This is a genomic window from Saccharopolyspora sp. NPDC003752 (genome assembly GCF_053605825.1).
Map to the genome: position 1 here is coordinate 88,907 of NZ_JBSGJZ010000022.1, position 24,681 is coordinate 113,587.

Sequence of the window (24,681 nt, forward strand, 5' to 3'; positions counted from 1 at the left end):
CAAGATCATCGATGATCGGACGTTCACCCGGTTTGTCGTCGTGACCCGACGCGGAGTTACGCGAAACGCACGTGCACTGCACCACACTTCACCTGGATGTCCGATTTCCCCCACCGGGCACGAAAATCCACACAACCATCCACTATGGACACCCGACGCCGGCCGTTCCACAGTTTCAATTGAAACCGCGCGTCCACGACGGGGCACCCACTACCAGTTTCAATTGAAACTGTCGGATCCCCCCGCGACCGACGGGGGACAACGTCAGTTTCAATTGAAACTGTCGGATCAGAGGTCTGCGGCGACCTCGTCGAGGAGGCCGATCAGCCCCGCCAGCGCCGGGTTCGGATCGTCCGCCCGCCACACCAGCGCCAGCGGGATCGGCGGGGCGTCGTGCACCGGAACCAGCACCACCCCAGGAACCTTCAGGTGCGCGGCCGTCGACGGCACCAGGCTGATGCCCGAACCCGCACCCACCAACGACAAGATCGTGTGGGTGTCCGGCGCTTCCTGCACGAAGTCCGGGCTGTAGCCGTGCCGCAGGCACGCCGCCTGCACCAGCTGGTTCACCACCGACCCCCGGTTGGTCGGGTAGCTGATGAACGACTCGCCCCGCAGGTCGTCCAACCCCAGCTGCCGGACGCGGGCCAGCCGGTGGTCCTCCGGCAGCGCCGCCGCCAACGGGTGCTGCTCCAGCTCCCGAACGCAGAGCCCCTCGGTCGGCACCGGCAGCCGCAACAGCCCGGCGTCGACCTCGTGCTGGTTGATCTGGTCCACCAGCTCGCCGCCGTAGAGCGGGCTGAGGATGTCGAAGCGCACGTTCGGGTAGCGCTCGCGGAACTTCCGCACGATCAGCAGCATCACCCGGTACGACGTCTGGCCGCTGAACCCCAGCCGCACCACGCCGATCTCCCCCGCGGCCGCCTGCCGCGCCAGCCGGGGCGCGGCCTCGGCGGACTGCAGCGTCTTGCGCGCCTCGCGCAGGAACGCCTCCCCCGCCGCGGTCAGCGCCACCTGCCGCGTGGTGCGGCGCAGCAGCGCCACCCCGACCTCGTGCTCCAGGCGCTTGATCTGTTGCGATAGCGGCGGCTGGGACATGTGCAGCCGCACTGCGGCCCGCCGGAAGTTCAGCTCCTCCGCCACGGCGACGAACGCCTGCAGGTGGCGTAGCTCCACCGCTCCAACCTCCCGACCGCGAGCGCCTTTGCCCAGGTCAGCGCGGATTATGTCGCGCGACCGAATCAAACCTACCCGAATTTGGTGTTAGACGGAACACACCCGCTGACCTAGCGTCGAGGAACCGCGTTCGCGATGCGGCGGGCGCCGGGCCCCGTCCGCCGCATCGGCGAATCCTGCGGTGTCCCAACGGGTTTCGACCTGCCGAGCAGCGCGGCGGGTGCCCGCGGTCGAGACGGAGCCAAGTGCGATGAGACGGCTTTCAGAGCAAGAAAGAATGGGGCGCAAGGCCGGGATCGCCTCGTTCGTCGGCACCAGCATCGAGTGGTACGACTTCTACATCTACGGCACCGCGTCCGCGCTGGTGTTCGGCAAGCTTTTCTTCCCCGTCGTGACGCCCGCGATCGGCGTCCTGGTCTCGTTCGCGACGTTCTGGGTCGGGTTCCTGGCCCGGCCGCTGGGCGGCATCGTCTTCGGCCACCTCGGCGACCGGGTCGGCCGCAAGAAGGCCCTGATCATCACGCTGCTGCTGATGGGTTTCACCACCGTCGGGATCGGCCTGCTGCCCACCTACGCCACCATCGGCATCGCGGCGCCGATCCTGCTGGTGCTGCTGCGCGTCGTGCAGGGCCTGGCGGTCGGCGGCGAATGGGGCGGCGCGGTGCTGATCGCGACCGAGCACGCACCCAAGGGCCGCAGCATCATCTCCGGCTCGTGGGCGCAGCAGGGCTCGCCGTCCGGGCAGATCCTCTCCTCGCTGGCCTTCACCCTCGTCTCGCAGCTTCCCGACGAGTCGTTCTACAACTGGGGCTGGCGAATCCCGTTCCTGGCCTCGGCGGTGCTGGTGGTGCTGGGTCTGCTGATCCGGCTGAGCATCGAGGAGTCGCCGCAGCTCACCAAGCTCAAGGAGACCGGGCAGACCGCGAAGTTCCCGCTGCTGGACACCTTCCGGCACCACACCGGGCTGGTGGTCCTCGGCGTCTTCGCCTGCGCGATCGTCTTCTCCGCCTCGTACTTCAAGAACACCTTCGCGGTGTCGTGGGCGACCAACGAGCTCGGCTTCCAGCGCGAGACGTTCATGACCGTGGTGCTCATCGCCAGCATCACCCAGTTCTTCGTGCAGCCCTTCGGCGCGGTGCTGGCCAGCAAGTACGGCGTCCGCAAGATCGTCACCATCCTGCTCGTCGCCGAGCTGCCGGTGATGCCGCTGATGTTCCTGCTGATCAGCACCGGCAGCTTCGCGTGGTCGGTGGTCGGCATGGTGCTGGCGACCCTCCCGCACGTGATGTTCTACTCGATCCTCGCCGGCGTGCTGGCCGACGCGTTCCCGGCCCGCGTGCGCTACACCGCCATCTCGCTGTCCTACGGCCTGGCCGGGACGCTGCTGGGCGGCACCACCCCGATGATCGGCCAGCTGCTGCTGACCGCCTCCGGCTCGATCCTGCCGGTGATCGGCTGGGCGCTGGTGACCGTGCTGATGTCGCTGATCGGCGTCCGAATCCTGTTGACCCGGTCCGCGCAGCGCGCGGACCAAACCGACGAACCGGCCCTGGCCGGGTGAACGAATGGCACGAAAGGGCTTGCGTGGCGGGGCGGGTAGCGGAACCTCAGACGCCTTCTCGCTGTGGGATCCCCGACATCATGAATGCCAATTCACCACGTCGAGGCTGTCCTCGCGAGAAAGACGTCTGAGAACCCGCAGCGGTGCGAGCTGTGTCCCACACCGCAAGCGGCTACCGCCGCTTACAAGGCAAGACCTGGCGAAGGAGTGAGGAGAACGATGGACCCGAACGTGTTCGACGACGTGCTGCGCACGGTGCGCGACTTCGTCCGCAACGAGGTGGTGCCCGCCGAGGACGAGATCGACGAGACGAACGCGATCCCGCAGCGGGTGCGCGAGACCGCCGCCGAGATGGGGCTCTTCGGCTTCGCGCTGCCCGAGGAGTACGGCGGGCTGGGCCTGTCGATGAGCGAGGACGTCCGGCTGGCGATGGAGCTGGGCTACACGGTTCCGGCGTTCCGCTCGATGTTCGGCACCAACAACGGCATCGCCGGGCAGGTGATCGTCAAGTACGGCACGGAGAAGCAGAAGCAGGCGTGGCTGCCGCGGCTGGCCGCCGGAGAGGCGATCGCGTCGTTCGCGCTGACCGAGGACGGCGCGGGGTCGGACCCTAGCTCGGTGCGCACCAAGGCCGTGCGAGATGGTGACCAGTACGTGATCTCGGGTGCCAAGCGGTTCATCACCAACGCGCCGCAGGCCGATCTGCTCGTCGTGTTCGCCCGCACCGACCAGGAAGCCGAGGCGCACAAGGGCATTTCGGTGTTCCTCGTCGAGACCGGCCTGGACGGCGTCCGGATCGGGCCGCCGAACGCGAAGATGGGCCAGGCCGGGGCGCACACCGCCGAGGTGTTCTTCGACGACGTGCGCGTGCCGGCCGAGGCGATCGTCGGCGGCCAGGAGGGCACCGGATTCGCCGCGGCGATGTCGTCGCTGACCCGTGGCCGCCTGCACATCGCGGCGATCTGCGTGGGGCTGGCGGGCCGGATCGTCGAGGAGTCGGTGCGCTACGCCGCCGAAGCCGAGCAGGGCGGCAAGCCGATCAGCCGGTTCCAGCTGGTGCAGGCGCTGCTGGCCGAATCGCAGGCCGAGCTGTACGCGGGCCGGTCGATGGTCCTGGAGGCGGCCCGGGAGTACGACTCGGGTGCGGACACCCGGCTGGCGCCGTCGTGCGCGAAGTTGTTCTGCAGCGAGATGGTCTCCCGCGTCGCCGACCGCGCGGTGCAGGTGCACGGCGGCTCCGGCTACATGCGCGGCGTCCCGGTGGAGCGCTTCTACCGCGACTCGCGGGTGTTCCGGATCTACGAGGGCACCAGCGAGATCCAGAAGCTGATCATCGCCAAGCAACTGCTCCGCCAGATCTCCTGACCCGGTTCCCCGCAATTTCAATGGAAATCGAAGGTCCGATTTCCATTGAAATTGCGGCACCACCGGTCACCCGGGCACGGATCCGGCCGAACGCGAACGATATTCGCTTCCCTTTGCTAGGAGGACTCTGTGGGCGCCGTCGGCAACACGGCCATCCAGCGACTGCTGCATCCCCGATCGATCGCCATCCTGGGCGCCTCGGACAACCCGATCAAGTTGTCCGGCCGGCCCATCGAGCTGATGAAGCGGTTCGGTTACACCGGCCGGTTGCTGCCGATCAACGCGCGGCGCTCCGAGGTGCAGGGCCTGCCCGCCTTCCGCAGCCTCGACGACATCGACGGCGACATCGACCTGGCGATGGTGATGCTGCCCGCCGACAAGGTCGTCGACGGGGTGCGGGACTGCGCCAAGCGCGGCATCCCGGCGGCGATCGTCGGGGCCTCCGGCTTCGCGGAGGTCGGCGGGCGCGGCGAGGCGCTGCAGCAGCAGTTGCAGGACGTCATCGCCGAGACCGGCATCCGCGTGCTGGGCCCGAACTGCCTGGGCATGTTCAGCCTGCGGGACCGCGCGCTGCCCACGTTCACCTCGGCGATGGACGACGGCGGCGAGCTGCGCGAGGGCCCGGTGTCCTTCGTCAGCCAGAGCGGCGCGTTCGGCACCTTCATCTTCAGCGCGGCGCAGGCCGCCGGGCTGGGCATCTCGCACTTCCTGAACACCGGGAACGAGGCCGACCTGTCGGTGGCGGAGGTGCTCGGCGGGCTGGTGGAGACCGACGAGACCAAGGTGCTGATGGCCTACCTCGAAGGCGTGCACCACGGCCGCGAACTGCTGCAGGTGGCCCGCCGGGCGCACGAGCTGGACAAGCCGATCCTGGCGGTGAAGGTCGGCCGCTCGGAGGCCGGTGCGCGCGCCGCGCAGTCGCACACCGCGTCGCTGGCCGGCGAGGACGCCGTGTTCGACGGCGCGACCCGCCAGCACGGCATCGTCCGGCTGGACGGGATGGAGCAGCTGCTGGACGCCGGCTTGGTGTTCGCCGACGGCAGGCGCGCCCGCGGGAGGCGGCTGAGCACCCTGTCGCTCTCCGGCGGCGCCGGAGTGCTGATGGCAGACCAGGCCAGCAGCAACGGCCTCCAGGTGCAGCCGTGGGACGAGGCGTGGCAGCGGCGGATGGCCGAGGTCATCCCGCCGTTCGGTTCGCCGCGCAACCCGGTCGACCTGACCGCCACGCTGATCAGCGACCCGGGCATGCTGCGCCGCGCCTTGGAGATCACCGTCGAGCACCCCGGCACCGACATGATCGCGGTGCTGCTGGGCAACTCCGACAATGCGTCCGGGCCACTGATCGACGCGATCGAGCAGGCCTACCGCTCCACCGACCGGCCGCTGGTGGTGGTGTGGACCGGCGGCAGCGGGCGGCCGCGCCGGCGGCTGCAGGACCTGGGCATCCCGTGCTTCACCGACCCCGGCCGGGCGGCGGCGGCGCTGGGGAAGCTGGCCGACTTCAGCCTGCGCCCGCCGCTGCCGGCGGCCGAGCGCCCGGACGACATCGACGACCAGGTGGTCCGCGGGATCCTCCGGGACGCCCGGCAGCAGGGCCGCGTCCAGCTCAACGAGTACGAGTCGAGCCGGTTGATCGCCGCCTACGGCGTGCCGTGCTCGGGGGCGTTCCCGGCCGACGACCCGGATGCGGCGGTGGCCGCCGCGCGGGACCTGGGCGGGCCGGTGGCGGTCAAGCTGCTGTCCGACCACATCGGGCACAAGTCCGACATCGGCGGGGTTCGGCTGGGCCTGACCGGTGACGCGACGATCCGCACCGCCGCCGCGGAACTGCTGGACATCGCGCGGGAAGCCGGCGATCCGGCGGCGCGGCTGCTGGTGCAGCGGATGGCCGGCGGCGACACCGAGCTCATCGTGGGCATCAAGCGCGACCCGGCCTTCGGGCCGGTGGTGGTCGTCGGGTTCGGCGGCGTGCTGGTGGAGGTCCTCGCCGACAGCCAGGTCGGCGTGGCGCCCCTGGACGCCGACGCGGCGAAGCGCCTGCTGACCTCCCTGCGCGGCAGCCGCCTCTTCGGCGAGGTCCGCGGCAAACCCGCGCGGGACCTCGACGCCGCGGCGGACGTGGTGGCCCGGCTGTCCTGGCTGGCCCACGACCTGGCGGACGACATCGCGGAGCTCGACGTGAACCCGCTGCTGCTGGACCAGGTGGGCGAGGGCGTCGTCGCGGTGGACTGCCTGGCGGTGCTGACGAAGGCCGAGAAGTGAGTGCGGTGCCGCAATTTCAATGGAAATCGAACCTCTGATTTCAATGGAAATTGCGGCCCGGCACGGCACCGAGAACCGAGGAAGGTACGGAGATGAGTGAAGTGACGCCCCCTGCCGGGGCGGCGCCCGAGGCGGTGTTCCGCGACGGCCTGACGGCCGGTGAGCTGCGGTTCCAGCGCTGCGGCAAGTGCGCGGCGGCGGTGTTCCAGCCGCGCGTGCTGTGCCCGGCGTGCGGCAGCGACGAGTTGGACTGGGAGCGCAGCAGCGGTCTCGGGACCGTCTACTCGACGACCGCGGTGCGCGGGCGCGAGGGGATGCACAACGTCTCGCTGATCGACCTCGACGAGGGCTTCCGGATGATGTCGCGCGTCGATGACGTCGACGCCGATCAGGTCGTCATCGGCACCCGCGTCGGATTCACCACGGTCGAGCAGGACGGAACGCCGGTCGCGGTGTTCCGGGCCGAATCCGCCGCCGCCCGTGACGGCCGACCGGGTGCGGGTGTCCCGCAGGACAAGGAGCAGTCATGACGTTGCGCGGCACCACTGCGGTAGTCGGCGTTGCCGAGTCGGATCTCGGCCAGGTCGCGCCGGGCCTGACCCCGCTGGACCTGGTCGGGCAGGCGACGGTGCGGGCGCTGGCCGACGCGGGCATCCAGAAGTCCGAAGTGGACGGCCTGTTCACCGCGTCGTCCTACTACCCGATGTCGGGCATGGACACCGCCGAATACCTCGGCATCCGGCCGAAGTACGTCGACGGGTCGACGATCGGCGGCAGCTCGTTCGTCTCGCACCTGCTGCACGCGGCCGCGGCGATCAACGCCGGGGTGATCTCGACGGCGCTGATCGTCTACGGCAGCACCCAGCGTTCCGACGGCGGCCGGCTGGTGTCGCCGTCGAAGGCGAACCCGTTCGAGGCGCCCTACCGCGCGCGGCACCCGATCAGCATGTACGCGATGGCGACGGCGCGGCACATGCACCAGTACGGCACCACCCGCGAGCAGCTGGCGGACGTGGCGGTCGCGGCGCGGCAGTGGGCGCAGCTGAACCCGGTGGCGTTCGCCCGCGACCCGCTGACCCGCGAGGACGTGCTGGCCGCGCGGATGATCAGCGATCCGCTGACCAAGCTGGACTGCTGCCTGGTCACCGACGGCGGCGGCGCGGTGGTGCTCACCAGCGCCGAACGCGCCCGGCAGCTGCCCGGCAAGCCGGTGTTCCTGCTCGGCGCGGGCGAGGCGACCTCGCACCGCAGCATCTCGGCGATGCCCGACCTGACGGTCACCGCGGCCGCCGAATCGGGCAGCCGCGCCTTCGCGATGGCCGGGCTGTCCCCGCAGGACGTCGACGTGGTCGAGCTCTACGACGCGTTCACCATCAACCCGGTCCTGTTCCTGGAAGACCTCGGGTTCTGCGAGAAGGGCGAAGGCGGCGCGTTCGTCGCCGAGGGCCGGATCGCGCCGGGCGGGAAGCTGCCGGTGAACACCAACGGCGGCGGGCTGTCGTACTGCCACCCCGGCATGTACGGGATCTTCACCATCATCGAGGCGGTGCGGCAGCTGCGGGGCGGATGCGGAGCCCGGCAGATCGAAGGCGCCGACGTCGCGCTGGCCCACGGCAACGGCGGCGTGCTCTCCAGCCAGGTCACCGCGATCTTCGGCACTGAGCACACCCTCTGACCAACCACAGTAGACGGTCCGGAACTTCCCGCAGTTTCAATTGAAACTGCGCGGGTGCACGGCGCGTCCGGGCGTATCGGGGGGACGCCCGGACGTGCCGCACCGGCATGGGACACGCATTAGGAGGATTTGCAGATGTTGCAGGGCAAGGTGGCCGTCATCACCGGCGGCGCCAAGGGCATCGGGTTCGCCATCGCGGAGAACTTCGTCGCCCAGGGCGCGAAGGTCGTGCTCGCCGACATCAACGCCGACCACGCCCAGGAATCCGCGGACAAGCTCGGCGGCAAAGGCACCGCGCTCGGCGTGGCCTGCGACGTGACCGACCCCGACGCCGTGCAGGCGGCGATCGAGGCGGCCATCGGCGAGTTCGGCTCGCTGGACGTCATGGTGAACAACGCCGGCATCACCCGCGACGCCACCATGCGCAAGATGACCCTCGACGACTTCGAGGCGGTCCTCGACGTGCACGTCAAGGGCGCCTGGCTGGGCACCCGCGCCGCGGCCGCGGTCATGCGCGAGCAGGGCAGCGGCTCGATCGTGAACATCTCCTCGATCTCCGGCAAGGTCGGCATGATCGGCCAGACCAACTACAGCGCCGCCAAGGCGGGCATCGTCGGACTGACCAAGGCCGCCGCCAAGGAGGTCGCGCACCTGGGCGTGCGGGTCAACGCGGTCCAGCCGGGCCTGATCCGCACCGACATGACGGCGGCGCTGCGCGAGGACGTGTGGAACGCCAAGCTCAAGGAGATCCCGATGCAGCGCGCGGGCGAGCCGCAAGAGGTCGCCGACGTGGTGCTGTTCCTGGCCTCCGGCATGTCGTCGTACATGACCGGCTGCGTCCTGGAGATCACCGGCGGCCGCCACATCTGACGCCGCACGACGACGAGGGCGCCGCTTCCTGCGCGAGGCGGCGCCCTGTCGCTGCTCAGCCGCGCAGCGCGACCGGGAGCCCGGTCAGCCTGCTGCTCTGGAGACCGCCGAGGCCGGTCTGCCGGAGCTCGCCGAACGGGACCGCGAGGCGGGCGTCGGGGAAGTCGGTCCGCAGCACCGAAGCTACGGCGCGCAGTTCGAGCTGGGCGAGCTGCGCGCCGATGCAGAAGTGCGGCCCGGCGCCGAAGGACAGGTCGGGGCCGGCTGGGCGGGCCGGGTCGGTGTTGATCCCCAGGACGTCCACGAGCACGGGCGCCCGGGCGGGCAGCCGCGCGCCTGCCAGCTCGACCTCCTCGGTGGTGAACCGCCAGAGCGTGAACGGCGCGGGCGGGTGCATCCGCAGCGTGTCGCGGACCAGTTCGTCGACGGCGTCCTCGTCCGCCGGGATCCCGTGCGCGCCGTCCACGAGCAGGCGCGCGATCAGGAAACCGAGGGCCGCGTCGGTGGTGAGCTGTCCGGCGAAGATCAGCCCGAACAGGTGGTACCGCAGCTGATCCCGGGTGGTCTCCGGGGCGACCCGGTCGCGCAGCTCGGCGGCGAATCCCGTGCTGTCGTCGCGGATCCCGTCCTCCGCGAGCCCCGAGAGCTCGGCGATCGCCCTCCCCTGCGCGCCCGGCTCGGCGCTGAACATCAGCCGGCAGGCGCCGGTTGCGCGGTCGAGGTGGTCGAGCGGAACGCCGAGCAGGTCCAGCAGGACGGTGAGCGGGTAGCGGGTGGTGAAGTCCGCCACCAGGTCGACGTCCGCGCCGCCGGCGGCGAGCTCGGCGAGCAGTTCCCGGGCGATCGCGTGGATCCGGTCAGAGTGCTGGTGGATCCGCTTCGCCGCGAAGATCGGTGCGTGCGCGCGCCGCAGCTCCGCGTGCTCCGGCCCGTCGAGGGTGGTGAGGGACGGCTGCTCGGCGGCGGTCCGTTCGAGCCCGGCGCGCTGCGGATCCCAGTCCAGGGGCGCGAATGCGGGGTCCTTGACTATTCGCGGGTCGACCAGAACTGCGCGGGCCAGCGCGTCGTCGGTCACTATCCACGCCCGCCCGCCAGCGGGCGCTTCCACCTGGACGATCGGCCCGGCCGAGCGCAGCGCGGCACGCCTGCGATCCGGCTCGTCCAGGCCGCGGACGAACGGGGCGAACGGGTCTACGCCATCGAGGTGCGGCGCGTTGGTCATCGGGCTCTCCACGAGGTCTGGGGGTTCCCAACTAGCTTCATCAACAAATTACTTCATGGTGAAGCTAGAGTTGATAGGGTTGGATTGTCAACGCACCAACCACGGCAGCGACGCGGGAGAGCGAACGACCCATGACCGAGGCACGGCAACCCGACGACACCGCGGCGCGCAGCGCGCGCCTCCTGGACGGCCTCCGGAGCTTCGGCGCGAACTACACCGACCTCACCGGCCGCTTCGCGACGTGGCTCGGGCTGCACTCGACCGATGCCGCCGCCCTGGTGGAGATCCTCTACGCCGAGGACAAGGGAACCCCGCTGTCGCCGACCCGCCTCAGCGAACGCCTCGCGCTGACCACGGGCGCGACCACGAACCTGCTGAACCGCCTGGAAAAGCTCGGGCACATCGTCCGCACCCGCGAGCACGCCGACCGGCGCAAGGTGACCCTGCGCAGCAGTGCGCGCATCGAGGAGCCCGCGCGCGAGTTCTTCGGCCCTTTCAGCGAGCGCTTCAACGCCCTGGTCGCGCAATACCCACCGGATCAGCTGGAACAGTTCGAGAGCTTCCTCGACCAGCTGTGCGCCACGATGGGCGAACTGCCGGACGGGGCGGAGTAGTCGCGGGTCAGTCGCGGGGCGCGTCGTCGACGTCGGCGAGTTCGGCGAGGATCGCGCTGGTGTGCTGGCCGACCTCCGGGATCGGATCCATGCGCGGCTCCCGGCCCGCGACGGTCACCGGCGGCAGCAGGGTGCGCAGCGGCCCGGCGGGCGAGTCGACCTCGCGCCACCGGTCGCGGGCGGCCAGCTGCGGGTGGTCGGCGAACTCCGCCATCGTGCGCATCCGCGCGTTGGCGATGCCGACCTCCTCCAGGCGGGCTTCGATGTCCGCGCTGCTCAGCTTCGCGAACACGGCCTCGATGACCGCCTTCAGCTCGCCGACGTTCTCGACGCGCTTGGGGTTGGCGTCGAACCGGGGATCGGCGGCCAGTTCCGGCCGGTCGAGCACCTGCTCGCAGAACTTCACCCACTCCCGCTCGTTCTGCACGCCGAGGAACACCTGCGCCCCGTCACCGGCCGCGAACGGGCCGTACGGCGCGATGGCCGCGTGCCGCGCGCCGGCGCGCTTCGGCGCGGTGCCGCCGTATGCCGCGTAGTAGTACGGAAAACCCATCCACTCGCCCAGCGCGTCGAACAGCGAGACCTCGAACGCCGTTCCCTTCCCGGTGCGCTCGCGCTCGTACAACGCCGTGAGCACGCCGCTGTAGGCGTACATGCCGCCGGCGATGTCCGCCGTGGAGATCCCCGTCTTGGCCGGTTCGGCCTCGCTGCCGGTGATGGAGACGAGCCCCGTCTCGCACTGGATCAGCAGGTCGTAGGCCTTCTTGTCGCGGTAGGGACCGGAGCTGCCGTAGCCGGAGAGGTCGCAGACGATCAGCCGCGGGTGCTTCGCCGTCAGCTCGGCCGCCCCGAGCCCGAGCCGCGCCGCCGCACCCGGAGCGAGGTTCTGCACGAACACGTCCGCAGTCGCCAGGAGCTTGTCCATGATCAACCGGTCGGCCAGTTCCTTCAGGTCGAGCGCGATGCTCTCCTTGTTCCGGTTGAGCCAGACGAAGTGGCTGGCCAGGCCCTTCACCGAGGTGTCGTAGCCGCGGGCGAAGTCGCCCGTCGGGCGCTCGACCTTGATCACCCGGGCGCCCAGGTCGGCCAGTTGCCGGGTCGCGAACGGGGCGGCGACGGCCTGCTCCAGCGACACCACGGTCACGCCTTCCAGCGGAAGCATCGACCCTCCAGGCGAGTATTTGTACGGCCAATTGCCCGCCAACATTGCCCCGCCCGCCCAAAAGTTGTCAATGCCCACGATCACACCATGCGAGAGCAATGGCCGTACATATGCGCCGAGGCGACGCGACGACGTACCGGTTTCTGCGACGATCCCGGATGCCTGCGTCCGAGTGGCGACAATGGGAACATGCCGGACGAGATCGCGCGCAACGAGGCCGCCGGGGAATTCACCCATCTCCTGCAAGCGGGAACGGTCAACGGCGAAGTGCACTTCCACGCGCCGCACACCGCGCGATCCGGCCGGCCGCCGAGACCGGTCACCGAGTGGGGCCCGTTCGACCTGGACGTCCACCGAGCCATCCAAGCGCCGCCGGCCGAGGAGGCGTTGCCAGAACTCCCGTCCTACCTGCGCCGCGCCCATGACGACGAACTCGACGCCGAGCTCCGCGAACCCGCCCGAAGCCGGATGGTGGTGCTGACCGGCGGATCCTCCACCGGGAAGACCCGCGCGCTCTACGAAGCGATCACCGGCCACGAGGTGCTCCGGAGCTGGGAGCTGCACCACCCGCGCACCGCCGACGAACTGGTCGGCCGGTTGCTCAGCGGGCAGGTCGAACCCCGATCCGTGTTGTGGCTCAACGAAACTCAGAACTTCCTGACCGGCCCCGGCGGCGCAGAAGCCACTGCCTGGCTGCTGACCCTGCTGGACGGGTCGATCCCCGGCCCCGTCGTCGTCCTGGGGACGCTGTGGCCGCAGTATTGGTCGGACCTGGTGGACACCACGAACGAAAACCCGCACGCCCGGTCACTGCTGCTGCACTCGGTGCGGCGAATTCGGGTGGCGGAGAGGTTCAGCGACGAAGACCTGGCAGCCCTGCGCGGCACCGGCTCGGTCGATCCCAGGCTCTCCCTGGCGATCAGTTCGGCGGGCAGGGCACGCCAGGTGATCCAAACCCTTGCGGGCGGCCCCGCGCTGGTCGACCGCCATGAGCACCCGGACACGGCAGAAGACCGCTACGCGGCTGCCATCGTCACTGCCGTGATCGATGCCCACCACCTCGGCCACCACGGTCCGCTGTCCCGCCCGCTCCTCGCCGACGCTGCTCCCGGCTACCTCGACGAGCAAGATCGCATCGATGCGCCCGCGGATTGGTTCGAACGCGGAATCCGGTGCGCCGCCGAAGAAAGCCTGCACGGCATCACAGCACTCATCCCCAGGCGTCGCCAAGCGGGCACCGGCGCAGCGGACGGCTACGAGCTCCACGACTACCTCAAGCAGCACGGCCAGGCCGTACGCCGAGCGGCGCTGGTCCCGGACTCGCTCTGGCAAGCGCTGCTGGCCCACACCGCTGAGCCGGAGGACCTGGAACGCCTCACGACGAGCGCGTACGAGCGCCTGCTGTACCGCTACGGCCAACCGCTCTACCGCCGGTACTGGAGCAGCGCGCACCCCTCGGCACGGGAGCAGATCGTCGATCTCCTGGCGGAGCACGGCCGTGTCGACGAAGCCGTCTCGCTCATGCCCGAGGTCGGTCGAGATCTCCAGCAGGACGACATGCTGTTCCGATCCAACCGGCACCACGCAACGGTCGAAGCGCTACTCGAACAAGGACGCAAGGAAGACGCCGCGTCCTTCTTGAGGGGCTTCATCGCTGCCCGGTTGTTCTCCAGCTGGGCTTCGCCGTGGTTGGCCCAAGTGCTCGCCGACCTCGGCCGGACCGGCGACGCGATCGAGATCCTGGAACAGCAGATCGCGCACGAGAACCGCGAGAACAACGCAGGAACGGCCCCACCCAGCGGCAATGTCACGTCGAGCGGGATCTTGTCCCCGGGCCGTCGCCCCGCAGAGGGCAATCGCCTGGCAAGGCAGTTGGCGGATCTGCTCGCGTCCGACGGCCGCTGGGAGCAGGCCCTGCAGCTCGTTCGTGATCATGCCGACTACAGCTGGACGAAGGGCTGGCTCGCCAAGCAGTTCGCGAAGGCGGGGAAGGCCGACCGGTTGCGCCGACTCGCGGCGGCAGGCTCCACCGAAGCGCAGTGGCTGCTGGTGGAGCTGGAACTTTCGCGGGGCCGGACGGCAGAAGCCCTTGAACTGATGGAAGATCCGGTTCTCGTCCGCGTGCCGCCGCACGCCGCGAGCCGCCTGGTGAACCTCCTGGTCGAGCGAGGTCTGCTCGAACAGGCCATCGAGCTGAGCACCACGCCGCACATCTCCCTCGACGAGGAGGCGTTCCGGAAACTCGTCGCCACGATCGCCGAGAGCCGCGGTGCCGAATCGGCGATCGCCCACCTGCAGCGGTTGCTGGCCGACGACCTCACGGCTTTCAACGCGTCCACGGCCAAAGCTCTGCTCGCGGACCAGCTGGCGGCTCTGGGGCGGTGGCAGGAAACCCGGGAACTGCTGCGCGAAGGTGGGCCGTGGGCGCGGAACTGGCTGCCCGAGCACTTCGCGCGCAACGGCAACCTCGACCTGCTGCGTCGGCTCGCCGATACGGGCAACGGCACCGCCCGCTACGAGCTGATCCGCCTGCTGCTCGACCTCGGGAAAGATCGCGAAGCGATGAAGCTCCTCCGCAGCACCACCATTTCAGGGGACATGACCGCGCAGAAGCTCGCCCGCCTGCTCGCCGATCGCGGCAAGCTCGCCGAACTCCGGGGCCGTGCCGCGCGAGGCGATCGTCATTGCTCCCAACAGCTGGTGAGGCTGGCGCAGCAAGCGGCCTTCCCCGACGCCCGGCGCCTGCTGCTGCACGGCCTGAGCACCGACGGCTCGACCGCCGATGACGCGTGAGCCGGCGGAGCTGCCGGTTCGAGGTGAACGGCCCGTTCGCCTCGATAGACGAGGTGAACAGGCCGTTCACTTCACCAGGTCAGGTGAGGTGGCGGCGGAGGAAGTCTAGGGTTCTCGGCCAGGCCGTTCGGGCCGAATCTTCGTGGTACGTCGCCGGGTTCTGGTCGTTGAAGAACGCGTGTCCCGCCGGGTAGACGTGGATCTGCGGGCGGACTTCGGACTGCTGCTGGATCTTGTCGCGCAGTTCCGCTACCGCGTCCATGCTGATGGATCGGTCGTATTCGCCGAAGTGGCACAGCATCGGCGCCGTCAGTCCCGCGAAGTCCGTGTCCGCCACCGACGGCAGGCCGTAGAACGGCACCACCGCGCCCACCCGGTCGCCCTGCTGGGCGGCGAGCACGATCGCGAACTTGCCGCCCATGCAGAACCCGACCGCCCCGACCGCCGAACCCGTCACCGAGTCGTGCGCCAGCAGGTAGTCGACCGCGCCGGAGAGATCCCGCGCCGCCTGGTCGACGGGCAGCTCCTGCATCAGCCGCGCCGCCTCCTGCGCGTCGTGCGTGGTGTGCCCGCCGTAGAGATCGGGCGCCAGCGCGACGAACCCCTCCGCCGCCAGCCGGTTCGCGATGTCGGCGACGTGGTCGGTGAGCCCCCACCACTCCTGGATCACCACCACGCCGGGGCCCGAACCGGACGGCGTCGCCAGGTAACCGTGCGCCGTGCGCCCGTTGCTGGCGAAACTGACGTTCTGGTGCGGATTCGTCACGCTGGTACTCCTTCGTCCGGCCGACCCCGACCGGCCCATCGTCGCGCTCGGCCGGGCTGATCGCACACGGTCACACCGCGCCGCCGGGCGAACCGCCCGGCGAAGATCGACAACGTACCGAGGACCGGCGGCACCTGCCAAGGCCCGGTGATCCGCGACGGGGTCAGACGAGGACGCCCGCGATGGTGGCGCTGAGCAGGTTCGCCAGCGTCGCCGCCATGATCGCCCGGACGCCGTCCTTCGCGATCCAGCCGCGGCGGCTGGGAACCAGGCTGCCCAGGCCGCCGAGCAGGATCGCCAGCGAACCGAAGTTGGCGAACCCGGTCAGCGCGAACGTGATGATGGTGGCGCTCTTCTCGCTGAACTGCCCGATCTGCGGGCCGAAGTCGGCGAACGCGACGAACTCGTTGATCACCAGCTTCTCGCCGACGAACCCGCCGGCGGCGACCGCCTCGTGCCACGGCACGCCGATCACCCACATCAACGGCGAGAACACGTAGCCGAGGATCTGCTGGAGCGTGAGGTCGGGCAGCCCGAACAGCCCGCCGACGCCGCCCACGATCAGGTTGACCAGCGCGATCAGCGAGACGAACGCGAAGAGCATCGCGCCCACGTTCATCGCCAGCTTGAGGCCGTCGGCGGCACCGCCGGCGGCGGCATCGATGACGTTGCGCGGCTTCTCCTCCGCCTCGGCCTCCACGGCGGTCTTCGTCGCGACGGCCGCCTCCGACTGGCCTTCGTCCTCCGCGGAACCGACGGAACCGGCCTCGGCCGGGACGGACTCAGCCGCGGCGGGCTGCTCCTTCGCCGCGGGCATGACGATCTTCGCCATCAGCAGACCGGCGGGCGCCGCCATGAAGCTCGCCGCGATCAGGTTCTCCAGCTTCGCGCCGAGCAGCGCGTAGCCGACCATCACGGTCCCCGCCACGGTCGCCAGCCCGCCGACCATCACCGCGAAGAACTCCGAGCGGCTCATGCTCTTCAGGTACGGCCGGATGGTCAGCGGCGCCTCGGTCAGGCCGAGGAAGATGTTCGCCGTCGAGTTCAGCGACTCCGGCCGGGTGGTGCCCAGCACCTTCTGCAGGCCGCCGCCGATGATCCGCACCACCCACTGCAGGACGTTCAGGTGGTAGAGCACCGCGGTCAGCGCCGAGATGAAGATGATGATCGGCAGCACCTGGAAGGCGACGACGGTGCCCTGCGACGGCAAGATCGGCCCGACCATGAATTCGATGCCCTCGGTCGAGGCTCCGATCACCTTTCCGACCGCGTCGGCGGCGGCGCTGAGCACCTGCTTGCCCAGGTCCCAGCGCAGCACGATCACCGCGAAGGCGATCTGGATCAGCAGCGCACCGATCACGGTGCGGGGGTTGATCGCGCGTCGGTCGGTCGACAACGCGAACGCGAGCAGCAGCACCACCAGCATGCCGCCGATTCCCCACAAGACCTGCACCTGAACCGCCCCTCCCGGTGCCGCCGCGAGAATCCGCGGCGGAGTACTCGAACGCGGGAATTCTCGCTTCCCGCGAATTCGAACGACGAGGCGGGCGGCCGCTCCGGGCCGGGCGCGCAACCGGGCGATCACGGTCCGTCACGCCCGGCCGGCCGGTCAGCGGTCGGCGAGCAGCGGGATCGTCCGGCGGCGTCCCCAGGCGATCATCAGGAACAGCAGCACCAGGGCGAACGGCATGAGCGCGACGACCGGCCCGTCGAGCACGAACACCTGGGTGATCGTCGCGCCGACCATGACGCCGGCGAGGCCGAGCGCCGCCGGCCCGGCCAGCCGGGGCACGAGCAGGCCGATGGCGCCCAGCAGTTCGAGACCGCCGGTCAGGTACCGGAACCACTGCCCGAGCCCGATCAGGTCGAACATCTGCACCGCCGTCGGGTCGCCGAGGAGCTTCGGGGCCGAGGCGAACACGAAGAACGCCGCCAGGAGGATCTGGAGCACCCAGAGCGCCACGTTCGCGCCCCGCCGCTGGGAAACCGCCGCATTCGAACCGATCGTCATGACTGGCACACCCTCTCCGCACCGGATGGAAGTGTTCACTACTCCCACAGACCGGGGGCGCGACGAGAACTCATCGGTGCCGGGCAGGCCACGACCTGATCCAGGCCCGTTCGAATGATCAAGGCGGCAAGGGGTTTCGCGCCGTCTCAATCGGCGACGACCTGCTCCAGCACGGTGGTGAACGCCTCGCGGTCCACGCTCGCCGGGTCCTGCGCGAGCCATCGCCCGATCTCCCGCACGAACTGCGCCGGGGTCATCGGCGACACCGGATCGCCGTCCTGCTCGACGGTCGTGACGTCACCGGCACGGCTCGGGTAGATCAGGACCACGCCGCGCACCTCGACGTCGGGCAGCATCTCGGCGAAGGCGTCGACGCCTTCCGGCAGCCGGGTCGCGCCGCCGCGGAAGAGGTGGCCGTTGCGCCACAACTCGCCGTCCTCGTCGGCGGTGTAGTGGCCGGGCAGCCAGCTCTTGGACTCCACGAGCACCAGCCGGCGCCCGCACAGCACCGCGTGGTGCACGTCCTCGAACACCGAGTCGGGCCAGGCCAGGCCGTGGAACACGCGCACGCCCGGCAGCCGGGTCAGGTACTTCGCGCACAACTCGGCGGTCAGCTGCTGCGCGCGCTCGTGCTGCGCGTCGGGCAGGCCGAAGATCCGGCGGCCGCCGAACTCGGAGACGAACGACCGGTCGATCCGGTGGGCCCGGATGTGCCGCCGCAGCAGCAGCACGATCACCACGCCGGAGGCCACCAGCAGGGACAGCCAGGCGGCCAGCAGCATCGCGGTCAGCTCGACGGCGAGCCCGGCCAGCAGCAGCATCGACCAGCCGCCGACCAGCGCCAGCGTCGGCGCCCGCTCCGGGCCGGTGACCGGCAGGTAGCGGACCCGGGTGCCCGGGTCGACGGTGTCCCACCAGGGGATGTCGTCCGGACGCAGCCGGGGGATCTTCGGCACGTAGTCCGGGTCTTCGCCGAAATCCCGCCGCCGGCGCCGTTGCGACGCGCGCGGCCGGCGCGCGGGCTCATCGACGCGGTCGTAGTCGGCGCGGCGAACCGGATCGTTGAGCGTCTCGTATGCCTCTTGCAGCAACCGGAAGGTTCCCGCGGTGCCGCCGACATCGGGGTGCATGCTGCGCGCCAGCGACCGGTAGGCGGACTTGATCTCGGCTGCCGTCGCGTCGCGGTTCACGCCCAGCAGCTCGTAATAATCGACCCCGCGCACGGCCCTCCCGCCTCCCAGCACTGCGCGGTCATGATAGGGCTTGCGCGGAATTCAAGATCACCCGCGTCAGGTGTTTTCGTCGGCGAGTTCGGCGATTTCCTGCCCCTGGGCGACTTCGGTGCCGTCGGCGAGCAGGAACCGGGTCACGGTGCCGGCGGCGGCCGACTTGACGGGGTTGAAGGTCTTCACCGCTTCGATCACCGCGATGGTCTGGCCGGGGTCGACGTGGCCGCCCTCGCGCACGTACGGATCGGCTTCCGGGGCCGGACGCCGGAAGAACACGCCTGACTGCTGTGCCTTGACAGTGGACATACCCGGTACCGTGCGCCTTCCCCGGCCGGGTCGCCAGTCGCGCGGACCTGGAAGCGAAAAAACCCGCTGACCTCCCGGTCAGCGGGCTCTTCCACGCGGGCGGCCGAGACGGCTGGCGCCGTCCCTCCCTTTTGACCACCCGGGACAGCCGCGCGGTCTGAGGTGGCGCCTTGGACCGGCACGGCTAGTTCTGCGGTCGTACGCCGGGGCGACGGGCCGTGGAGCGGGGATGCCCCGGCGACCCACCCGGCACCGCCAGGTCGTTCGCCGGTGGGCGCTGGGGCCCACCGATGCCGCTGCCACCTTAGCCGATGTCCCCGGCTCCGCGGGGCGAAACGTGACCCAGCGCTCCTCACGCGCCACATCCCGCGCACCCGACGCGTGCGGCACACGGGATCGGCGAATTCTCGATCCGTCCCAACGCGACACAGATCGGTCCACAGCGGACAGTGCCCGATTCCGGCACGCAACTAAATGATCTTCCGGCCCGAACCCCGCCATTCCGCGCAACCGAAAGGGTATTCGAACATTTCGGACATGTATCGGAAAAGTAGCCCAAACCTACCGAAAACGATCGCATCGACCCAGGTCAACAGCGTGTCGCAGGGTTCACAACCATTTGACATGAAGGTGAGCCTTACCTATGTTCTCCATGCCTCGCCGGTCGCCGAACAAGGAAGATGCGAATGCTATTCAGTAATGCGTTGATCGGACTGCGAGAAGGGCTGGAGGCCGTTCTCGTGGTCAGCATTCTGGTCGCATTCCTCGTCCGGACCGATCGCCGCCGCGCGCTGCCGCAGGTCTGGCTCGGGGTCGCCGCGGCGGTCGCGCTCTCGGTGGCCCTCGGAGCGGTGCTCACCTACACCGCGGCGACGCTCAGCTTCGAGGCGCAGGAAGCCTTCGGCGGGATCGCCTCGATCATCGCGGTCGCCTTCGTCACCGGCATGATCTTCTGGATGCGCCGCGCCGGCCGCACCATGGCCGCCCAGCTGCGCGGGCAGCTCGACGAGGCGCTGCGGCTCGGCCCGGTCGCCGTGGCCACCGTCGCGTTCCTCTCGGTCGCGCGGGAGGGCATGGAGACCGCGGTGTTCTTCTTCTCCAGCGTCCAGTCCGCCGGCGGCGGCACCGTGCTGCCACTGCTCGGTTTCCTGATCGGCATCGCGATCTCGATCCTGCTCGGCTGGCTGCTCTACGCCGGGGCGATCAAGGTCAACCTGTCGAAGTTCTTCACCGTCACCGGCGTGCTGCTGGTCTTCGTCGCCGCCGGGGTCTTCGCCTACGGCGTGCACGACCTGCAGGAGGCCGGGATCCTGCCCGGCCTGAACGCGCTCGCGTTCGACGTCAGCAACATCATCCCGCCGACGTCCTGGTACGGCGCGCTGCTGAAGGGGATCTTCAACTTCTCCCCGCAGACCACCGTGGTCGAGGCCGTCGTCTGGGTCGGCTACGTCGCGATCGTCCTCCCGTTGTTCCTCCGCCCCCACCGCCCCGCTGAGATCCGCACCGGAGATGCCAAGTGAACCTCAAAGCCCGCACCCTGGTGCCCGCGCTCGGCGCGGTCCTGCTCGCGGCCGGATGCGCCGGCCAGCCCGGCGGCGGCGCGCCCGGCGCGATCACCGTCGAGGCCTCCGACGACGCCTGCAAGCTGTCCGCGACCTCCGCCGCGGCCGGCACGATCCGCTTCGACATCACCAACAAGGGCAGCCAGGTCACCGAGTTCTACCTCTACGACGAGGGCGGCCGGATCGTCAGCGAGGTCGAGAACATCGGCCCCGGCCTGAGCCGCCAGCTCGTCGCCGAGGTGCCGCAGGGCGGCAAGTACACGACCGCGTGCAAGCCCGGTATGAAGGGCGACGGCATCCGAGGCGAGTTCACCGTGACCGGCTCCGCCGCGCCGCAGGGCGGGGCCGCGGCGCAGGCCGTCACCGAGTACAAGCAGTACGTGGACGGGCAGGCCGACGAGCTCAAGGCCAAGACCGCCCAGTTCGTCGCCGCCGTGAAGGCCGGTGACGTGGCGCAGGCCAAGCAGCTGTACGCGCCGGCCCGGCTGCCGTGGGAGCGCATCGAACCGGTCGCGGAGAGCTTCGGCGACCTGGACCCGAAGATGGACGGCCGGGAGGCCGACCTGGAGCCCGGCCAGGCGTTCACCGGTTTCCACCGGCTGGAGAAGGACCTCTGGGTCACCGGCCCGCAGCCGGACACCCCGGCGATCGCCGACCAGCTGCTCGCCGACGTCGACCAGCTCGTCGCGCAGACCCGCACCGTCGAGCTGACCCCGGCAGGCATCGCGGGTGGCGCCAAGGAACTGCTCGACGAGGTCGCCACCGGCAAGGTCACCGGCGAGGAGGAGATCTTGTCGCACACCGACCTGTGGGACTTCCAGGCCAATGTGGACGGTGCGAAGCAGGTCGTCGCCGTGCTGCGCCCGGTGCTGGCCGAGAAGGATCCGCAGCTGGTTGCCACCCTCGACGAGAAGTTCGCCGCGGTGGACGCGCTGCTGGCGCGCTACCAGGTCGGCGACGGGTTCCGGCTCTACACCGAGCTGAGCCCGGAGCAGGTCAAGGAGCTGGCGGCGGCCGTGGACGCGCTCGGCGAGCCGCTGAGCAAGACCGCGGGCGTGGTGGCGCGATGACCGGAGTCTCCCGCCGCAGGCTGTTCGGGCTGGCCGGAGCGGGTGTCGCCGTCGCGGGTGCGGGTGCCGGGGCGGGATATGTCGTGGGCAGCCCCGGCGACGAGGCAGCGACGGTGCCGTTCCACGGTCCGCACCAGGCGGGCATCGTCACGCCGGCCCAGGACCGCATGCACTTCGTCGCCTTCGACGTCACCACGACCGACCGCGCCGAGCTGGTCGCGCTGCTGCGCGACTGGACCCGGGCCGCGGAGCGGATGACCGCCGGGCAGGAGGCGGTCGCGGACGGCGCGGTCGGCGGGCACGCCGAGGAGCCGCCCGGCGACACCGGGGAGGCGCTCGGCCTGCCCGCGTCCGCGCTGACGCTGACCATCGGCTTCGGGCCGTCGCTGTTCGACGGGCGCTTCGGCCTCGCCGACCGCCGTCCCCCGGCCCTCGTCGACCTGCCGCACTTCCCCGCCGACGCCCTCGACCCGGCGCGCAGCGGAGGCGACCTGTGCGTGCAGGCCTGCGCCGACGACCCGCAGGTGGCGGTGCACGCGGTGCGCAACCTGGCGCGCATCGGGTTCGGCAAGGTCGCGGTGCGCTGGTCGCAGCTCGGATTCGGCCGGACCGCCACGACGTCGCGCGCCCAGAGCACGCCGCGCAACCTGTTCGGCTTCAAGGACGGCACCAACAACCTGAAGGCCGAGGACACCGCGGAGCTGGACCGGCACGTGTGGGCCCAGCCCGGCGACGGTCCGCAGTGGATGACCGGCGGCACCTACCTGGTGGCGCGGCGGATCCGGATGCACATCGAGACCTGGGACCGGACGTCGCTGGGCGAGCAGGAGACCATCGTCGGCCGCACCAAGGGCAGCGGCGCGCCGCACGGCGCGGCCGGCGAGTTCGACCGGGTCGACCTGCAGGCCCGCGGCACGGACGGCGAGCTGCGCATCGCGGAGGACTCGCACATCCGGCTCGCCGCGCCCGAAACGCACGGCGGCGCGCGGATGTTGCGCCGCGGCTACAACTTCACCGACGGATCGGACGGCCTGGGGCGGCTCGACGCCGGGCTGTTCTTCGTGTGCTTCAACCGCGATCCGCGCACCCAGTTCATCCCGGTGCAGCGCCTGCTGTCCAAGAAGGACCTGATGATGGAGTACCTCCAGCACAACGGCTCGGCGATCTTCGCCTGCCCGCCGGGCATCCAGCCCGGCGGTCACTGGGGCGAGTCGCTGTTCGCCTGACGGCCCTGCCGCCGATTTCAGGCAGAATCGGGAGGTTTCAAACCGGGCCGGGATCAGCTGGTGCCGCCGAAGCGGGGCAGGCCGCCGTCGGCGATCCAGGCGTGCACGATGCGCTGGTCCGTGTAGAAGTCGATGCTCCGGGTGCCTCCCTCGTGGCCCACTCCGCTGGCCTTGATGCCGCCGAACGGCGTCCTCAGGTCCCGGATGTTGTGCGAGTTCAGCCAGAGCATGCCCGCCTCGACCTGGTTGGCCACCCGCAGGCCGCGCTTGAGGTCGTTGGTCCACACGTAGGCCGCCAGGCCGTACTTCGTGTCGTTGGCCAGCCGCACCGCCTCGGCCTCGTCGTCGAACGGCGTCACCGCCACCACCGGGCCGAACACCTCCTCCCGGAACAGCGTGTGCTCCGGGGTGACGTCGGCGAACACCGTCGGCTCCAGGAAGTTGCCGTCCGGCAGGTGATCCGGCCGCTTGCCGCCGGTGACCAGCCGCGCGCCCTCGGCCTCGGCCTTCGCCACGTGGCCGATCACCTTGTCGAAGTGCTCCGGGTGGATCAGGGCGCCCAGTTCGGTGGACTCGTCGCCGGGCGGGCCGACCTTGAACCGGGCGGCGCGCTCCCCGAGCTGCCGCACGAAGTCGGCGTAGATGCTGCGGTGCACCAGCACCCGCGAACCCGCCGTGCAGCGCTCGCCGTTGAGGGAGAACACCCCGAAGATCGCGCTGTCCAGGGCCGCGTCCAGATCGGCGTCCGCGAAGATGATGTTCGGCGACTTGCCGCCGAGCTCCATCGACAGGCCCTTGAGCCCGTCGGCGGCGTTGCGCATGATCACCTGGCCGGTGGCGGTCTCGCCGGTGAACGACAGCACCGGCACGTCCGGGTGCCGGACCAGCGCGTCGCCGGCCTGCTCGCCGATGCCGTGCACGATGTTGAAGACCCCGGCGGGCACGCCCGCCTCGGCGAAGATCTCCGGCAGCAGGCTCACCGACAGCGGCGACCACTCGGCCGGCTTGAGCACCACCGTGCAGCCCGAGGCCAGCGCGGGCGCCAGCTTCCAGCTCTCCAGCATGAACGGCGTGTTCCACGGCGTGATCAGCCCGGCCACGCCCTTGGGCTTGCGCACCACGTAGTTGAGCTGGACGTCGGCGACCCGGTAGGCCTCCTCGGTCTGCACCACGATCAGGTCGGCGAAGAACCGGAAGTTCTCCGCCGCGCGCTTGGCCTGCTGCTCGACCTGGGAGATCGGCAGGCCGGTGTCGAAGGATTCCCACCGCGCGACCTGCTCGCCGCGGGCCTCGATGCCGTCGGCGATCCGGTTGAGGACCCCCGCGCGGGCGCGGTTGCGCATGTCGGCCCACCCGCTGTCGCGGAACGCCTCGGCCGCGGCCCGGACCGCGCGGTCGACGTCGGCGGCCTGGCCGGCGGCGGCGCGGGTGTACTCGGTGTTGGTCGCGGGATCCAGCACCCCGAAGGTCTGCCCGCCGGCGCTGGGAACGTGTTCGCCACCGATGTAGTGGGTGATCAGCTCGGGAACCTGCTCCGGTGCGTTGCGCATCTACATCCTCACGTCGTCAACATCGAACATCGAGCCCCGGAAACCCGTCCGGAGATCCGGGGCCCGGCGCCCGGGGCCCGAGATCCGAGATCCGGGGTCCGGGGTCCGGGGTCCGGGGCCCGGGGCCCGGGGCCCGAGATCCGGGGTCCGGGGTCCGGGGTCCGAGATCCGGGGTCCGGGGTCCGGGGTCCGCAATTTCAATGGAAATCGAACCTCCAACTTCCATTGAAATTGCGGAAGTTGTCCACAGGTGTCGGTGTG

General features: G+C 70.2%; 20 protein-coding genes. 11 read left to right on the forward strand and 9 right to left on the reverse strand.

The window, feature by feature from the left end:
• Positions 1 to 288 precede the first annotated feature (288 nt).
• Positions 289 to 1,176: a LysR substrate-binding domain-containing protein gene (locus tag ACWEV3_RS26325; protein ID WP_452616454.1), complete on the reverse strand. Its 888-nt coding sequence runs from the start codon at positions 1,174 to 1,176 to the stop codon at positions 289 to 291.
• Positions 1,177 to 1,453: 277 nt separating this feature from the next.
• Here ACWEV3_RS26325 and ACWEV3_RS26330 point away from each other — a divergent pair, with 277 nt between their 5' ends.
• The 6 genes from ACWEV3_RS26330 to fabG all read left to right on the forward strand — a co-directional run bounded on the left by ACWEV3_RS26330 (position 1,454) and on the right by fabG (position 8,909).
• The gene (locus ACWEV3_RS26330) at positions 1,454 to 2,737 is read left to right on the forward strand and encodes an MFS transporter (RefSeq protein ID WP_452616455.1); all 1,284 of its coding nucleotides are present in this window, start codon (positions 1,454 to 1,456) and stop codon (positions 2,735 to 2,737) included.
• A gap of 219 nt (positions 2,738 to 2,956) precedes the next feature.
• Complete coding sequence (locus tag ACWEV3_RS26335; RefSeq protein ID WP_452616456.1) at positions 2,957 to 4,102, forward strand: acyl-CoA dehydrogenase family protein; 1,146 nt, start codon at positions 2,957 to 2,959, stop codon at positions 4,100 to 4,102.
• Positions 4,103 to 4,231: 129 nt separating this feature from the next.
• Complete coding sequence (locus ACWEV3_RS26340; RefSeq protein ID WP_452616457.1) at positions 4,232 to 6,364, forward strand: acetate--CoA ligase family protein; 2,133 nt, start codon at positions 4,232 to 4,234, stop codon at positions 6,362 to 6,364.
• A gap of 92 nt (positions 6,365 to 6,456) precedes the next feature.
• Complete coding sequence (locus ACWEV3_RS26345; protein WP_452616458.1) at positions 6,457 to 6,894, forward strand: Zn-ribbon domain-containing OB-fold protein; 438 nt, start codon at positions 6,457 to 6,459, stop codon at positions 6,892 to 6,894.
• On the forward strand, positions 6,891 to 8,039 hold the full coding sequence (locus tag ACWEV3_RS26350; RefSeq protein ID WP_452616459.1) for a thiolase: 1,149 nt from the start codon (positions 6,891 to 6,893) through the stop codon (positions 8,037 to 8,039). Before ACWEV3_RS26345 ends, ACWEV3_RS26350 begins: the two co-directional genes overlap by 4 nt.
• Before the next feature lie 135 nt (positions 8,040 to 8,174).
• Positions 8,175 to 8,909 carry a 3-oxoacyl-ACP reductase FabG gene (gene fabG / locus ACWEV3_RS26355; protein WP_452616460.1) on the forward strand — a complete coding sequence of 245 codons (735 nt, stop codon included), beginning with the start codon at positions 8,175 to 8,177 and terminating at the stop codon, positions 8,907 to 8,909.
• A 55-nt stretch (positions 8,910 to 8,964) separates the two neighbouring features.
• Here fabG and ACWEV3_RS26360 read toward each other — a convergent pair whose 3' ends face one another.
• On the reverse strand, positions 8,965 to 10,131 hold the full coding sequence (locus ACWEV3_RS26360; RefSeq protein WP_452616461.1) for a cytochrome P450: 1,167 nt from the start codon (positions 10,129 to 10,131) through the stop codon (positions 8,965 to 8,967).
• Between the two features lie 131 nt (positions 10,132 to 10,262).
• On the opposite strand from ACWEV3_RS26360, the gene ACWEV3_RS26365 reads away from it, so the two are divergent.
• Positions 10,263 to 10,745: a MarR family winged helix-turn-helix transcriptional regulator gene (locus tag ACWEV3_RS26365; RefSeq protein WP_452616462.1), complete on the forward strand. Its 483-nt coding sequence runs from the start codon at positions 10,263 to 10,265 to the stop codon at positions 10,743 to 10,745.
• 7 nt (positions 10,746 to 10,752) lie between these two features.
• Here ACWEV3_RS26365 and ACWEV3_RS26370 read toward each other — a convergent pair whose 3' ends face one another.
• Entirely contained in the window at positions 10,753 to 11,907 is a 1,155-nt protein-coding gene (locus ACWEV3_RS26370) for a CaiB/BaiF CoA transferase family protein (RefSeq protein ID WP_452616463.1), read from the reverse strand.
• Positions 11,908 to 12,096: 189 nt separating this feature from the next.
• On the opposite strand from ACWEV3_RS26370, the gene ACWEV3_RS26375 reads away from it, so the two are divergent.
• Positions 12,097 to 14,700: a hypothetical protein gene (locus tag ACWEV3_RS26375; RefSeq protein ID WP_452616464.1), complete on the forward strand. Its 2,604-nt coding sequence runs from the start codon at positions 12,097 to 12,099 to the stop codon at positions 14,698 to 14,700.
• A gap of 79 nt (positions 14,701 to 14,779) precedes the next feature.
• On the opposite strand, the gene ACWEV3_RS26380 is transcribed toward ACWEV3_RS26375, so the two are convergent.
• The 5 genes from ACWEV3_RS26380 to ACWEV3_RS26400 form a co-directional block, all read right to left on the reverse strand.
• Positions 14,780 to 15,466 carry a dienelactone hydrolase family protein gene (locus tag ACWEV3_RS26380; protein WP_132492519.1) on the reverse strand — a complete coding sequence of 229 codons (687 nt, stop codon included), beginning with the start codon at positions 15,464 to 15,466 and terminating at the stop codon, positions 14,780 to 14,782.
• Between the two features lie 163 nt (positions 15,467 to 15,629).
• The gene (locus ACWEV3_RS26385; protein WP_452616465.1) at positions 15,630 to 16,919 is read right to left on the reverse strand and encodes a NupC/NupG family nucleoside CNT transporter; all 1,290 of its coding nucleotides are present in this window, start codon (positions 16,917 to 16,919) and stop codon (positions 15,630 to 15,632) included.
• A gap of 156 nt (positions 16,920 to 17,075) precedes the next feature.
• A complete protein-coding gene (locus ACWEV3_RS26390; RefSeq protein ID WP_452616466.1) occupies positions 17,076 to 17,477 on the reverse strand; it encodes a DoxX family protein in 402 nt (133 codons plus the stop codon).
• 146 nt (positions 17,478 to 17,623) lie between these two features.
• On the reverse strand, positions 17,624 to 18,700 hold the full coding sequence (locus ACWEV3_RS26395; RefSeq protein ID WP_452616467.1) for a DnaJ domain-containing protein: 1,077 nt from the start codon (positions 18,698 to 18,700) through the stop codon (positions 17,624 to 17,626).
• A 66-nt stretch (positions 18,701 to 18,766) separates the two neighbouring features.
• The gene (locus ACWEV3_RS26400; protein ID WP_132492511.1) at positions 18,767 to 19,012 is read right to left on the reverse strand and encodes a biotin/lipoyl-containing protein; all 246 of its coding nucleotides are present in this window, start codon (positions 19,010 to 19,012) and stop codon (positions 18,767 to 18,769) included.
• 686 nt (positions 19,013 to 19,698) lie between these two features.
• Here ACWEV3_RS26400 and efeU point away from each other — a divergent pair.
• The 3 genes from efeU to efeB are packed head-to-tail and all read left to right on the forward strand — an operon-like array spanning position 19,699 to position 22,870.
• Positions 19,699 to 20,532, forward strand: coding sequence for an iron uptake transporter permease EfeU (efeU, locus tag ACWEV3_RS26405; RefSeq protein WP_452616468.1), 834 nt, complete (start codon positions 19,699 to 19,701; stop codon positions 20,530 to 20,532).
• Positions 20,529 to 21,644, forward strand: a complete 1,116-nt coding sequence (gene efeO, locus ACWEV3_RS26410) for an iron uptake system protein EfeO (RefSeq protein WP_452616469.1) — start codon at positions 20,529 to 20,531, stop codon at positions 21,642 to 21,644. The genes efeU and efeO overlap by 4 nt, the downstream gene beginning before the upstream one ends.
• Complete coding sequence (efeB, locus tag ACWEV3_RS26415) at positions 21,641 to 22,870, forward strand: iron uptake transporter deferrochelatase/peroxidase subunit (protein ID WP_452616470.1); 1,230 nt, start codon at positions 21,641 to 21,643, stop codon at positions 22,868 to 22,870. Before efeO ends, efeB begins: the two co-directional genes overlap by 4 nt.
• Before the next feature lie 53 nt (positions 22,871 to 22,923).
• On the opposite strand, the gene hpaE is transcribed toward efeB, so the two are convergent.
• Positions 22,924 to 24,420 carry a 5-carboxymethyl-2-hydroxymuconate semialdehyde dehydrogenase gene (gene hpaE / locus ACWEV3_RS26420; protein ID WP_452616471.1) on the reverse strand — a complete coding sequence of 499 codons (1,497 nt, stop codon included), beginning with the start codon at positions 24,418 to 24,420 and terminating at the stop codon, positions 22,924 to 22,926.
• Between the last annotated feature and the right edge of the window lie 261 nt (positions 24,421 to 24,681).

Excerpts from the sequence above, each read along its gene's own strand:
- ACWEV3_RS26335 (WP_452616456.1), top strand. The coding sequence starts at position 2,957 with ATGGACCCGAACGTGTTCGACGACGTGCTGCGCACGGTGCGCGACTTC.
- ACWEV3_RS26390 (WP_452616466.1), bottom strand. The coding sequence starts at position 17,477 with ATGACGATCGGTTCGAATGCGGCGGTTTCCCAGCGGCGGGGCGCGAAC.
- efeB (WP_452616470.1), top strand. The coding sequence starts at position 21,641 with ATGACCGGAGTCTCCCGCCGCAGGCTGTTCGGGCTGGCCGGAGCGGGT.
- ACWEV3_RS26370 (WP_452616463.1), bottom strand. The coding sequence starts at position 11,907 with ATGCTTCCGCTGGAAGGCGTGACCGTGGTGTCGCTGGAGCAGGCCGTC.
- ACWEV3_RS26400 (WP_132492511.1), bottom strand. The coding sequence starts at position 19,012 with ATGTCCACTGTCAAGGCACAGCAGTCAGGCGTGTTCTTCCGGCGTCCG.
- ACWEV3_RS26350 (WP_452616459.1), top strand. The coding sequence starts at position 6,891 with ATGACGTTGCGCGGCACCACTGCGGTAGTCGGCGTTGCCGAGTCGGAT.
- efeU (WP_452616468.1), top strand. The coding sequence starts at position 19,699 with ATGCTATTCAGTAATGCGTTGATCGGACTGCGAGAAGGGCTGGAGGCC.
- ACWEV3_RS26365 (WP_452616462.1), top strand. The coding sequence starts at position 10,263 with ATGACCGAGGCACGGCAACCCGACGACACCGCGGCGCGCAGCGCGCGC.
- ACWEV3_RS26330 (WP_452616455.1), top strand. The coding sequence starts at position 1,454 with ATGGGGCGCAAGGCCGGGATCGCCTCGTTCGTCGGCACCAGCATCGAG.
- ACWEV3_RS26345 (WP_452616458.1), top strand. The coding sequence starts at position 6,457 with ATGAGTGAAGTGACGCCCCCTGCCGGGGCGGCGCCCGAGGCGGTGTTC.
- fabG (WP_452616460.1), top strand. The coding sequence starts at position 8,175 with ATGTTGCAGGGCAAGGTGGCCGTCATCACCGGCGGCGCCAAGGGCATC.
- ACWEV3_RS26360 (WP_452616461.1), bottom strand. The coding sequence starts at position 10,131 with ATGACCAACGCGCCGCACCTCGATGGCGTAGACCCGTTCGCCCCGTTC.
- ACWEV3_RS26375 (WP_452616464.1), top strand. The coding sequence starts at position 12,097 with ATGCCGGACGAGATCGCGCGCAACGAGGCCGCCGGGGAATTCACCCAT.
- hpaE (WP_452616471.1), bottom strand. The coding sequence starts at position 24,420 with ATGCGCAACGCACCGGAGCAGGTTCCCGAGCTGATCACCCACTACATC.